Source organism: Streptomyces sp. NPDC032161, from assembly GCF_040636995.1.
GTDB lineage: Bacteria > Actinomycetota > Actinomycetes > Streptomycetales > Streptomycetaceae > Streptomyces.
This window is the reverse complement of sequence record NZ_JBEZVN010000070.1, coordinates 1-12,099: the sequence shown is the minus strand read 5'-3', so window position 1 is coordinate 12,099 and position 12,099 is coordinate 1. Positions and strand designations below refer to the sequence as shown.

Annotated in this window: 12 protein-coding genes and 2 pseudogenes; 8 read left to right on the top strand and 6 right to left on the bottom strand. The window is 68.2% G+C overall.

What is annotated here, in order from left to right:
- Positions 1 to 85 precede the first annotated feature (85 nt).
- Positions 86 to 190 (bottom strand): annotated as a pseudogene (locus AB0E67_RS35545) (IS3 family transposase); the annotation flags it as partial.
- 120 nt (positions 191 to 310) lie between these two features.
- On the opposite strand from AB0E67_RS35545, the gene AB0E67_RS35540 reads away from it, so the two are divergent.
- The 5 genes from AB0E67_RS35540 (at position 311) to AB0E67_RS35520 (ending at position 6,806) form a co-directional block, all read left to right on the top strand.
- Positions 311 to 1,336, top strand: coding sequence for a TniB family NTP-binding protein (locus AB0E67_RS35540; RefSeq protein WP_362034867.1), 1,026 nt, complete (start codon positions 311 to 313; stop codon positions 1,334 to 1,336).
- A gap of 3 nt (positions 1,337 to 1,339) precedes the next feature.
- Entirely contained in the window at positions 1,340 to 3,256 is a 1,917-nt protein-coding gene (locus AB0E67_RS35535; RefSeq protein WP_362034862.1) for a TniQ family protein, read from the top strand.
- Between the two features lie 340 nt (positions 3,257 to 3,596).
- Positions 3,597 to 4,484, top strand: coding sequence for a terpene synthase family protein (locus AB0E67_RS35530; RefSeq protein WP_362034861.1), 888 nt, complete (start codon positions 3,597 to 3,599; stop codon positions 4,482 to 4,484).
- Entirely contained in the window at positions 4,471 to 5,493 is a 1,023-nt protein-coding gene (locus AB0E67_RS35525) for a polyprenyl synthetase family protein (protein WP_362034859.1), read from the top strand. The genes AB0E67_RS35530 and AB0E67_RS35525 overlap by 14 nt, the downstream gene beginning before the upstream one ends.
- 131 nt (positions 5,494 to 5,624) lie before the next feature.
- Entirely contained in the window at positions 5,625 to 6,806 is a 1,182-nt protein-coding gene (locus AB0E67_RS35520; protein WP_362034857.1) for an acyltransferase, read from the top strand.
- A 220-nt stretch (positions 6,807 to 7,026) separates the two neighbouring features.
- Here AB0E67_RS35520 and AB0E67_RS35515 read toward each other — a convergent pair whose 3' ends face one another.
- A complete protein-coding gene (locus AB0E67_RS35515) occupies positions 7,027 to 7,203 on the bottom strand; it encodes a hypothetical protein (RefSeq protein WP_362034855.1) in 177 nt (58 codons plus the stop codon).
- 279 nt (positions 7,204 to 7,482) lie between these two features.
- Here AB0E67_RS35515 and AB0E67_RS35510 point away from each other — a divergent pair, with 279 nt between their 5' ends.
- Entirely contained in the window at positions 7,483 to 7,617 is a 135-nt protein-coding gene (locus AB0E67_RS35510) for a hypothetical protein (RefSeq protein WP_362034853.1), read from the top strand.
- 16 nt (positions 7,618 to 7,633) lie between these two features.
- Here AB0E67_RS35510 and AB0E67_RS35505 read toward each other — a convergent pair whose 3' ends face one another.
- Positions 7,634 to 7,807, bottom strand: a complete 174-nt coding sequence (locus AB0E67_RS35505) for a DUF6087 family protein (RefSeq protein WP_362034865.1) — start codon at positions 7,805 to 7,807, stop codon at positions 7,634 to 7,636.
- 76 nt (positions 7,808 to 7,883) lie between these two features.
- On the opposite strand from AB0E67_RS35505, the pseudogene AB0E67_RS35500 reads away from it, so the two are divergent.
- Positions 7,884 to 8,678, top strand: a pseudogene (locus AB0E67_RS35500) (IS3 family transposase); the annotation flags it as partial.
- Between the two features lie 285 nt (positions 8,679 to 8,963).
- On the opposite strand, the gene AB0E67_RS35495 reads toward AB0E67_RS35500, so the two are convergent.
- Positions 8,964 to 9,197 (bottom strand): DUF397 domain-containing protein, encoded by a 234-nt coding sequence (locus tag AB0E67_RS35495; RefSeq protein WP_362034852.1) that lies wholly within the window; start codon positions 9,195 to 9,197, stop codon positions 8,964 to 8,966.
- 3 nt (positions 9,198 to 9,200) lie between these two features.
- Positions 9,201 to 10,100: a DUF5753 domain-containing protein gene (locus AB0E67_RS35490; protein ID WP_362034850.1), complete on the bottom strand. Its 900-nt coding sequence runs from the start codon at positions 10,098 to 10,100 to the stop codon at positions 9,201 to 9,203.
- A gap of 300 nt (positions 10,101 to 10,400) precedes the next feature.
- Here AB0E67_RS35490 and AB0E67_RS35485 point away from each other — a divergent pair, with 300 nt between their 5' ends.
- On the top strand, positions 10,401 to 11,069 hold the full coding sequence (locus AB0E67_RS35485; RefSeq protein ID WP_362034848.1) for a hypothetical protein: 669 nt from the start codon (positions 10,401 to 10,403) through the stop codon (positions 11,067 to 11,069).
- Between the two features lie 410 nt (positions 11,070 to 11,479).
- Here AB0E67_RS35485 and AB0E67_RS35480 read toward each other — a convergent pair whose 3' ends face one another.
- Complete coding sequence (locus AB0E67_RS35480) at positions 11,480 to 11,986, bottom strand: transposase (protein WP_362034863.1); 507 nt, start codon at positions 11,984 to 11,986, stop codon at positions 11,480 to 11,482.
- Between the last annotated feature and the right edge of the window lie 113 nt (positions 11,987 to 12,099).

The following is a 12,099-nucleotide window of genomic DNA, read 5'->3' as shown; positions in this document are numbered from 1 at the left end:
TCCCGGGCCGCTCGGCGTGGAAGTCGCGGCCGGTCAGGTCCGGGGCCGGCTTCGCCTTCGCGTCCGGCCGGGTCAGCGAACGCCTCTTGCGCCGGATGACACCGCGGATGTCGCGCTCACGCATCACACGGGCGACGCGCTTGCGGTTCACCCGCCGACCCAGGCGGCGCAGTTCGGCGTGGATGCGCGGCTCTTTCCCGCTCCAGCGATCTCACTGCAGCAGTGGAGGACGATCCCGGAAAGCCGCCGCGCGGACTATGACCTCTTTCGGCATCTGACGAACGCGAGCCTCCCGCTGCAGGACACCCCCATGCACGACAAGGTCGGCAGGCTGATCCGGCGCCGGCTGCGCGGGAACACGATGAAGCAGGACGACCCGACACGCGCCGGCGTCATGGTCAGCGGCTGGGGCAACTACGGCAAGACGGCATCGGTCTGCTCGACCGCGGCCGTCTTCGAGGACCACTGGCTGCAGATGCACAGCTACCTCAAGCCCGGGACTCTGCCGGGCACCCGTGACATCCACGCGCCCGTTGTCTACGTCTCGACTCCGGTGACGGCGACACCGAAGAGCCTTTGCGCCTCGATCCTGGGCTTCTTCCGGGCCGAGATGCGCAAGTCGGCCACTCTGCCGGAACTGGTACGGCAAGTCGCCGACTCCCTGCACGACCACGGCGTCAAGGCGGTGATCCCGGACGATGTCAGCCGGCTGCGCATGCACCGGGCTGACGACCAGGACGTCCTCGACCTGATCCGGGCCTTCATGAGTCTGGACGTGACCTTGATCCTCACCGCCGTCAACATCCCCGGGATCGGGCTGCTGCGGGAGGCCAAGTGGAACAAGAGGTCCGGGCAGTGGGAGATGCCCCCGCTGGAGTCGACCCGCATCCATGGCCTGGAGATCACCCAGACTGAGCACCGCTTCGAGCTGATCGAACTCGACCGCTTCCGCTACACCACGCCGAAACAGATCCAGGCGTTCGTCAACCACTTGGACGGGATCGAGCAGCACCTGCGGCTGCTGAACGCGAAGCGGGGCATGCTCACCGACGGCACCATGCCGGAATACCTGATGCGCCGCACGGGCGGCGTCGTCGGACTGCTCGGGCGGCTCATCGAGGACGGCGCCCAGGAAGCGATGGACGGCGGCAGAGAGGTCCTCGACGAGGACCTTCTCGACGAGATCGTCCTGCGCCGGGAAGAGATGACCGATGCCCCTGACGAACCCGTCCCCGCGGCGCCCGTCGCTCGCCGGCCCTCCGGCGCGAAACGCCGGCCTCGCAACACCGTCTTCGACGATCACGGACCACGCACTGCCGACGACAGGACGGGCTGACCCATGCCTGCCGCCCAAGCCCCGCTGCCCAGGAGCCTTGACCCCCTGCCTGAGGAGAGCCTGCCCGGCTTCCTGCTTCGCCTGACTCACCGACTGGACCTGACTCCTCACCAGTTGGCACGGCGCGTCACGCTGATTCCTCCAGATGATCCCCATGCCAGGGTCTCAGCGGCACATCTGCTGATGATGCAGTCTGCTCGCCTGCACGCCTTCGCCGAGGTGACCCGGATGACCCCCGCGGACGCCGACGCGCTGACGCTCAGGCCCTACGCCGATCGCTACCCCGCCCTTGCCCGGGCGCTGGTCCGTCCGGGGAGCATTCCTCGCCCCCGCAGACTGTCCCAGCCCTGGCTGCTGGTGAACCATTCACGCTACTGTCCAGCCTGTCTCGCAGGTGATGGAACCCCGATGCAGACCCGCCATGACGGGCCCTGGAAGCGGCAGTGGCGGCTGGCCGTCGTCTTCGCCTGCCTCGATCACTGGACCTTCCTTCGCAGTGAGTGCCCGCGCTGCCGACTGCCCGCACTCAGCGGCAGATCTGGGGGTCCCCTGGCCTTGCTGCCTGCCGCCAACGCGCCGAGGCTCCACCCCGCACAATGCCGCAACTGGCTTGACGTTTGCGGCAAGCGTGCAGTCTGCGGTCATCGCCTCGACGGCGCCGAACCGGCGGCCGCGGCCCTCACCCCGGAACTCGCGGACTTGCAGAACGTATTACTGGACCTCCTGGACGGTGACGAGCCCGCGGAGGTCGTCTCCCAGCGGTTCGCCGATCTCCAGGTCTCCATCTCCCTGATCCAGGCGGGCTGGCCCGTCGCGGCCGATCTCGCCCCCGCCGCGACCCGGGCAATTCTGGAAGCGCATCTCGCACCGCAGCAGCAGGACGGTCGCAGCCCCGGCCCAGCGGCCGAAAGCGCCAGCTCGCCACCCGCAGGCGTTTGGAGCGCACCGCCCGGTGACGCGATCGCGACGGCCGGTCTCCTCTTCGCGGCCTACCACCTGCTCGCGCAGGATTCCTCCGGACCACGCAGTGCCCTGCCCCAGCTGCTGCGGAGCCTTCCCACCCGCGACGATCTCCGCTGGGGCAGGACCTGGCCCATGCTCGCCCACGAGGCTTCTCCCTCGCTCCGGCGCCAGATCGACCAGGTCTACCGGCACCGACTCTCTGCCGAATGGATCCGGCAGGGAGCCCCGACGCTGCCGGCCTCCAAGGCGAACACCACCCAGAAACTCTTCGCCCCCAGCCACACCCTCACGGACTTCGGGATCGCTCCTGAGCACATCCCGCAGTCCCTTCCCAGCTCCTGGTTGCTTGCCGCCACCCTGGAGGACTCCGAGCAGGCCCTCACCAGCCGCCGACGACTCCGGCGCATACTCCCCGTCCACCTGGTCCAAGCGATCAGCGACATGAACTTCCTGGAAGCGGCAGCCTTCCTCGGCATCCCCACGTCCTGGACCACCCAGGGCCGACTGCGGGTCAAACCACTGAACCCCTACCAAGACCTCAAGGACCGAGACCTACCGGCCACGCTGAAACGCCTGGCCGAGCACGTCATCAGCCAGGAGAGCATCGACTACCGGGCCCGCCGCATGCAGTTCTCCCGATGGTCCATCGACGACAGGACCTGGGACGAACTCTGCCGACTTCACCGCCGAGGCAGAGGCCCCAAGCCGACAGAACGCACCCGAGAGTCCGCATCCGCCTTCGTCTGGAGCTACGTCACCGGCAGCGAATTCGCCCTCGCACCGGTCTTCCAGCCACCAATGCGGCCCCACGACCGATCACACACCGACGATTTGCCACACCTGACCCTCCTCCGACGCTGGGAATCGCACGAACCACCCATCCCCTCCGCCAGCCTCTGCAGGACCCTCGAAGACCACGCCAGACATCTGATCGCGACCGTCAGTCACACACCGTGATCAACACGGATCCCGGCCCGCCAACTATCGCCCGTACGTGTATGCGTCAAGCGGCTGATTATGCTGCCCCGTTCGAGGGATCGAGTCCCGGCGGACGTGTAAGCGCACAGCGTTCGTGATCGTCTTGTGGCGGTTCAACAAGCTCCCGCCTGCCTAGTTCCTGGAAAGCTCTGGATGATGCGTCACGCTGGTTCGCAGCGCGTCGGCGGCGCCCCCGACGCGCTGGTGACCGCGCTTCCGAGTGCGGCCCGACTGCCGGTACCCGATGCCTGAGCATGGGCCGGCGGGTCCGGCATACTCCGTCGCAGACGAGTACACGCAACGGCCCTTCTTGAACGCCGTGGCAACCGACTGCACCCGATGGCTCGAGGCTCACCGGCTGGCGGACTCCCGTGCCTGCGGGGAGGTCGGCAGGCTGTCTGCCTCCTACGCGTACCGCTGCTGGACGGCGGCCGGGGCCGACGAACTGCTCGTGTTGACCCAGTGGTGCTCCCTGTCACTGCTCGTCGACGATGCCTTGGACAGTCCCGGTGGTAGGGCGGATCAGCATCTCGGGGCGTACGCGGATCATCTGGTTTCGCTCGGCCGGTCGGCCTGCCTAGCCGAGGCTGCACAGCGAGCGTCTGGCTCGTCGGGGTTCGTCGCTGCGTTCGATGATCTGCTGGCGCGGCTGGGCCCACGGATGGGGCAGGACTGGGTCCGGCGATTTCTACGGCACTGCCTGCTGAGTCTTGAGGCGTTCGGCTGGGAGGCAGGCAACCGGGCCGAGGCCTGCTGGCCCTCGCTCGCCTCCTACCAGGCGAATCGGCCGCACAGCAGCGCAAGCCTGGTCAACCTCGATCTGGTGGAGTACGCGGCGCGCGCACCGCTGACGCCGGATCAGGCGGCGCATGAGGATGTGGTGGCGCTCCGGCGGCTGGCGGCCGACTGCACCGCCTGGCACAACGACCTCGTCTCCTGGCCCAAGGAGCGCGCCCAGGGCGACCCCCACAACCTCGTGCTGCTGCTGGCCCACCACGAGCTCATGCCGCTGCCCCAGGCTGAAGGGGAGGTGCGCCTGCGCATCTCCGCCCGCTTGGCGGAACTCCACTGCGCCGCCGACCGCCTGGCCCGGTCCGTGCCCGGCACGGAGGCCTACGGCGAAGCTGTGCGTGCCTGGGCACACGGCCTGATGACGTGGCACAACGTCGCGACGAATCGTTTTGAGAGTTCCCATGCCCCTACCTGACCTCGCCACCACCCCCTACGCGTCCGCGGTCGGCTTGCACAGCGACCTGGCCGCAGTCGACGCCGCGATCCTGGATGCAGTCGACCAGCTCCCGCCCGGTATCCGCGCCGTGGCGAGATACCACCTGGGGTTCACCTCGGGCCCCCGGCCCGCCGAGCACCGCGGCAAAGCACTACGGCCTCGCCTGGCTCTGGCTGCCGCCCGGTGCGGGCCCGCCCCCGAGCGGGCGGTCGCAGCGGCCGTGGCTGTCGAACTGCTGCACGGGTTCTCCCTGCTGCATGACGACATCATGGACGGCGACCGCACTCGGCGCGGCCGCGCCGCGGCCTGGGTCGTCTACGGCGTTCCGGCGGCGTTGCTGACCGGCGACGCGCTATTGACGCTCGCGCTCGGGGTGCTGGCCGACAGCGGTAGCGCGGCAAGCATGGACGTGTGCGTGCGGATGATGAGCGCGCTCGTCCGCGGCCAGAGCAACGACCTTGCCTTCGAAGACGATCAGCAGGTCACGGTGGACGCGTACCTGGAGATGGCAGAAGGCAAGACCGGAGCCCTGACCGGCGCTGCCTGCGAGCTGGCAGCCACCCTCGCTGGTGCTCCGCCGGTCGTGGTCGAGGCGCTGGAGCGGTTCGGCCGCCACGCGGGAATCGCCTTCCAGATCGCCGACGACGTCCTCGGCATCTGGGGAGACAGCCGCCGCACCGGCAAGCCCGTCGGCAGTGACCTCGCCGCCAGGAAGAAGACCCTTCCCGTCGTGGCGGCGCTCCACGCCGCCGATGCCGAAGCCGGCCAGCTGCGCGCGCTCCTCGACACCGGCGTCCCGTTGACCGAGGCGCAGACACGGCAGGCGACCGTGCTCATTGGGCGGCTCGGAGGGCGCACCACCGCCGAGGCCATCGCTCAACAGCACCTCGACCTCGCACTCGAGGCACTGCACTGCTGCGATCTGCCCGCGGTCGCGCGGGAGGAACTTTGCTCCATGGCACACCACATGGCCGCCAGGTCCCGTTAGCCGGGGCACCGAGTCCGGCAGGATGCACTGTGCCTCGATCTGGCCGGGCTCCGGTTCGTCTCCTGCGCTGCGGCCACCGCCTGCGAAACCCCCGCGTGCCACCAACGCAGTTCACTGTCCGAGAGCGAAGAATGATGAATGCCCTGCCTCCACCCGTAACGACGGGCAGTCCCGTCCCCGCACCCTCTTCCCGTAACGGTGAACACGCTCGCAGCGCCCATCCACCGCACGGCAAAGCCCGGTTGCCCTCACTGACCGGACTGCGTTTCCTTGCCGCCCTGGCGGTCTTCTGCTGCCACGCGGGACTCATGTGGCAGCACGCGGGCGGGTGGCCAGGACTCCGCGTGCTCAACCCGGGTGGCCCGCTGGGGGTCACGCTCTTCTTCATTCTCAGCGGATTCGTGCTCACCTACTCGTCCCGCCCGAAAGACAGCGCCCGGAAGTTCTGGCGCCGCCGAACCGCCAAAATCCTGCCCGGCCACACGATCGCGTGGATCGCTGCCGTGTCCGTCGTCTGGCTGGGAGTAGCCCGCCCGCTACAGGAAGCGGGGGTGACAGCGTGGCAGGACCTGCTCAATCTCATGCTCGTCCAGACCTTCGTGCCGTCGCCCAGCGGGCTCGCCGCCGGCAACGGCGTCGCCTGGTCGCTTTCCTGTGAAGCCTTCTTCTACCTGCTCTTTCCGGCGCTGCTGCCGCTGGTCAACACGATCAGTCGGCGAAGGCTCCCGCTTGCCGCCCTGGCAACCGCGCTCGCCGCCTGGATCCCCGCGACCATTGCCTGGATGTGCGGAGCACACGGGCACGCCATGGACGTGGGGCTCCACGAGATCCTGCGCCCGCCCATCTCCTACGCCTACGTATTCCCGCCCAGCAGACTCCCTGACTTCGTGCTGGGCATGATCCTCGCCCGGCTCCACGACCACTACCCGCCCAAACAGCCCCGTGTCGCGGTCGCCGTTCTCGCACTGGCGGCCGCGATCGGCCTCTGCCTCGTCCTGCCCGCTCCGTATTCCGTCTCGGCCCTGCCGCTGGTCCCGCTCGCGCTGATCATTCGTTTCGCGGCTGCCCGCGACGCGCAGGGACTGAGAAGCCCACTGCGCAAGCCCGCCCTCATCCGGCTCGGGAAGTGGTCGTACGCCTTCTACCTGGTGCACTTCACGATCCTGGCGGTCCTGTTTCACCTGTGGAGCGGGGGCTGGTACGTGGTGCCGATCGGCTTGGCTCTGGCCAGCACCTTGCTCGTATCGGCCGCCGTCTACCGCTTCGTCGAGTACCCCTGCTGTCGAACCGCGGATGCTGCCGAGGCTCGATGAAACCGGCCGAAGCCCGGGGAGCACGAACCCGGGCCAGGACTGGAGCTTGGCCGACAACGCGGCGGCGAGAGGGAGGGGCCCGACAGGCTTCGTGATGGCCGCGGCGGCGACGGCGGCAGCGGCAGCGGTGTGACGGACCTGGGCTGCCGCAGGCTGCGGCAGGCGCCCGTGCTACTCAACGCTGGTGATGGGTTGCGGCTGGTGGGCCTGGCCTCGTCCGTCACAGCAGCCGCGCCGCAGTCGTCGGCGGTCCGGCCGGGTTCACCGGTCTTGCGGGGGTAGTGGCGATGGGTGTGAGGCCGCGGATGCGTTTGGTGGGGTAGGTGTAGCCGTGGTCGGCGGTCTCGTGGCGGAGCTCGCCGATGGTGTGGGTGAGTTGGCGGTGGGCGCGGGCCAAGTGGCGGTGGAGCTGGTCGTGGATGTTCTGGGGTGGTGGCCCGGGGCGGAAGGGGTTTCGGAGCGGACGACGGCGATGTGCTCGTCCTCGTGGCGAAGGCCGCCGGGTTCGTCCTCGGCTCCTACGGGCTGGCGGTCGGCCGCGCGGCCGACGGCACACTGGTCGACGAGCGCGACCGGCACCGGATGGAGACGGCTGGCCGCCTCTCTCCTGGCATCGGCGCGCGGGACCGCCACCCTGACCTCTGCTCCCCGCCCCGGGGCCAACGAGCGGGTACAGGTGTGGGAGCTGTCTCCCGCAGGGCTCACGCCCAGTGAACACGGCGAACTCATCCTGGCCCCGGACGCGCCCGCGCCCCACGGACCGAAGGTCGACTACGTCCCCGGGTTCGACCTCCTCGGCCGGGACGGCTGAGTACCGCCCATCGCCGTCAGCACACCGCGCCGTCGGCTGCCTCGGCGAACGCCGGTCTGGTCCTCCTGTTCGCCCACGCTTGCGCGGCGGGAAGGTTCTCGGTGGTTCCGGCGGGGATGTAAGCGAAGCCGTCCCAGACCTCCAGGGCCCTGGGCTCGTCGGGACTGAGGTGGCTGGCACCGCCGTGCAGCGGGCGGTGGCGGCGGTAGACGTCCTGGGTGCCCTGCGCCGCCGCTCGTACGAGGCCAGTGCGTCGTCGGCCGCGCCAGCCCTACTACCGGTGGCTGGACCGGCCGGTCACAGATACCGAGCTGTCCGAGGCATACCGCCAACGCCCTGTTCGACGCGCATCGCGACGATCCCGAGTTCGGTCACCGCTTCCTTCTCGACGAGGCCCGGGCCACCGGTGAGGCGATGGCTGAGCGGACCGCCTGGCGGATCTGCCGGGACAACGGCTGGTGGAGTGCCTTCGGCAAGCGCAAGGGCCGTGGGAAGAACGCCAAGTCCGGGCCGCCCGTCCACGATGACCTGGTGCGGCGGGACTTCACCGCGGATAGGCCGAACCGGTTGTGGCTCACGGACATCACCGAGCACGCAACCGGCGAGGGCAAGCTGTATCCGTGTGCCGTCAAGGACGTGTACTCGGGCCGCATCGTGGGCTATTCCATCGAGGCCCGGATGGAGTCCCGCCTCGCCGTGGCCGCGCCGGAGTCCGCCGTCGCCCGCCGCGGCCAGGTGGCCGGTCGCGTGGTGCATTCGGACCGCGGCTCGCAGTTCCGGTCACGGAAGGTTCTGCCGTACTGGCTCGGCATGGCCTGGTCGGCTCGATGGGCCGCGTCGGGGCCGCCGGCGACAACGCCGCCATGGAGAGCTTCTTCGCATTGCTGCAGAAGAACGTCCTCGACCGCCGTGTCTGGGCCACTCGCCAGGAGCTGCGGATCGCGATCGTCACCTGGATCGAGCGGACCTACCACCGGCGCCGGCGCCAGAGACGCCCGGGCCGGTTGACCCCCCTCGACTACGAGACCATCATGACCCCACCCGCAGCTCTAGCTGCATAAACCCCGCTGTCACCCGATCATGCAGCAGTCCCCCTCCACAACGCCTCGCTTGCGACTGGCCAGCGCGAACGCCGTCACCGTGATCCAGGAAGCCTGCACGGTCTCGATACAGTCGGATGCATGGGCAGCGGCCGTAAGATGCTCACCGTTTGGACAGCGAGCATGCGGCGTGTGCCCAAGTCCGGGTCCCATCCGGGTTGTCCGGCGGCCCCGCTGATCAGAGACGATCGAGCCGGCCCCAGTTGCCGTGGGACCGGCACGTTACTTGCGGCGATCAGGACAAGGTCAGAGTTCGAGCAGGAAGTCGAAGTCCGTGTCCTTCGCGCCGAGCAGCCACGCCTTCGCCTCAGCAGGAGTGAAGACTTGGGGCAGTCGGTCAGGGTTCTGCGAGTCGCCGATCAAGACGTAGCCGTCCTTGACGGCGACCTGCACGCAGTTCCCGCCGCCGCCGCTGTACTTGGACACTGTCCAGTCGACTGACGTCAGGTCGAACGAGGACGGGTCCGGCTTTTCTGTCACTTTTTATAGCTCCTTGATCTTTTCCTTGAGGCGCATGCGCGTCTTCCCCGGGTCCAGCGCCCGCTCCCACAGATTGGTGAAAGCCTCGGTGTAGCGCTGCACGTCTTCCTCCCCGTCGAAGTACACCGAACTGACCATGGTCTCCACCCACACGACCTCGCGAGCGGCTTCGGGGAAAGTCATAAGGACGAACGCGCCGGCGGACCCCGGGTGAAGGCCGACCGCGTCCGGCAGGATTCGGATGGTATTCCGAGGCTCCTCCGATTCAGCAAGGATCCTCTCCAACTGTCGCCTCGACACTGAGCGGTCCCCGATGGAGTCGAGGAGCGCGCTCTCGTCCACGAGAGCGCGAAAGCCCTTCAGCGCACCTTCCCGGACCTGCTGCTGGCGGTCCATGCGGACGTCCACGAGCGCCTTGACTTCTACAGGGCGCAGTTCGGGCCTCATCCGGGCGATGACGATCCGGGCATAGTCCTCGATCTGACACAATCCCGGCCATAGGTCACGTTCATAGTTCGCCAGTTCGGCGGCCCGTCGCTCCATCTTCAGGAAGCCCTCGAACTGCATGGGGCCCAACAGACTGGCGTTGCGCCGCCACAGCGCGGGGCGTGGTCGGCCGGCCGGTGTGGTGTCTGCACCCAGGAGGGCCAGGATCTCGGAGCTCTCCGTGGGATTGGCCTGATAACACTCGAGCAATGCTTCGATGAGATCACGGGCGACGCGTCGACGCCGTCCGCGCTCCAGTCGACTCAGCCCACTCTTGTCGATCTTGGCGCCGCGGCGACTCAGCACCTCGTGGCCTGCGACGTCGCCCTGCGTGAGGCCGCGCCGTTCACGCAACTCCTCAAGGCGCAGGCCGACTTCGCTGAGAGTCAACGACCACGGCGTCTTCGCATCTCGCATGGTCGCCAGTCTGACGGCTTACCGCACTCCCAACAAGCAATATAGTCGCGCAATTTGCTCGACCATATTGCTAACCGCTCCGCTGGAGGAGCATCCTAGCCAAGTCACGAAGTGTGCAGCGCCCGTCGCCACGCGCGGGGACCGTTCCGTTGTTCTGCCCGTACATGCCCGGGAATGGGCCGCCGTGATGCGTTGGACGCTTTCAGCCTCCTGCTGGAAGAGCGCGGCGTCGCAGCGCGGGCCCATATAACATACCGCTCCTCGCCTTCGGTGCGGGTAGCTATGAGAGGGGAGGTACCTATGCGCAGGGCGATCCGCTTCCCAGGGGTGGTCGAGAGCCACCGCATGCGCATCTATGAAACGTTCACCCTGCACTTCGGGCAGGCGGCCAAAGAGGTGGCCCGGCTTGACGGCAACCCCTCCCTCGCTTCCATAGTCGTCTCGCGGTCCTCCTGGGATCGTTGGATGGTCGGGGACATCAAGGGGCTGCCGCGGCAGGCGACGTGCCGGGTCCTGGAGCACCTCTTCGGTGAGCCGGCCGAGCGGTTGTTCGCTCCGCTGGAGTCGGAGGTTGGGCAGCAGGCAGATGCCGGGGCGGCCGCAACGGCGGGAAGCGACTCGGTGGCGTCGCCGTACCTGGCCGCCATGGAATCGTTCCGGCTCGCGGACCGTCAGCTGGGCGGCGGGCACGTCTACCGTTCCGTGGTGCACTACCTCAATACGGTCGTCGCTCCGGGCCTCTTCAGCGCAGCGGACAGCCACGGAGACGTTGAGTTCGCGTTCGGCGCGGCGGTTGCCCTCACGGAGATGGCGGCGTGGATGGCCCACGACGCCGGACGAGATGACTTGGCATCCGGCCATTTCGACCGCGCCCTGCGGTTGGCTCAGAGTGCGGGATGTGAGCTGATGTCCGTTTCGGGGTTGGGTCTGGGTGAGGAGCCCTGGCCGGCGGGGCGAGTGGACGGTTAGGGGCTGGGCGAACAGGCCGGGCTCGGGTTCGGTGAGGATGCCCCGTGTGACCAGGCGTTTCAGCTTGGACCGGATGCCTTCGGTGTTTTTCGGGACAATGGACAGGTCGAGGGCCTGACAGAGGTCGCGGGCACGCAGCGGCTTTCCGGTGTCGGCGAAGGCGGTGAGGATCTGCTGGTAGGCCGGGTGGTCCGGGACGTCGGGTCGGGCCGGTTCGTCGGCGGGGGCCGGTGCGGGGATGTCGAGGAGGGTCTTGCGGGTGATGCGCAAGTTCTCGCTCTCCGCGTCGAGTTCCCCCAGCCGGGCGGTGAGGTCCTCAATGCGGGAGCGGATCTCTCCAGCCTGCTCGCCGAGTTCGGCCTCACGGGCCTCGACGTACTCCAGGACGGCCCTGATCTGCGGGTTGTCGCTCACGCTGTCCTCCAGGAGGCGATGGTGGATCCGGTGAGGCGGAGGGCCATGACGGAGGTCATCGCCCAGAACACCCGGGAGCGGGAGCTGGCGGGCCGGTGCTCGTAGTCGCGCACGAGACGCCGGTAGAACATCAGGATCCCGTTGGTCTGCTCGATGATCCACCGCTTGGCCTGCGGGACGAAGCCGGTGTCGGTCGGGTTGCGCTCGACGATCTCCACGTCGATGCCGTACTGCTTGCCGTGATCGACCACGGTCTTCTTGAACCCTTGGTCGACGAGGGCTTTTTCGACTCTGTCAGTCTGTGCGGCTACGCCGTCCAGCAGGGCGGTGCCCGCGGCGTTGTCGTGCGCGGACGCCGGCAGCACGACGGCCTCGACGACCAGGCCCAAAGTGTCCACGGCCAGGCATCTCTTCCTGCCCGGCACCCGTTTCGAGGCGTCCTTGCCGGTCGTGGTGGCCGGCACCCCGACGGAGACGTAGATGCTCTGGGTGTCCATGACGATCAGGCTCGGGTCGGCTAATACTCCAGTCTGGTTTCGCGATCTTGTGGCCGTACCCGGCCGGGAACGGGTACGGCCACCGCGTGATCATCGGTTGGTGTGTGGACAAACGAAGA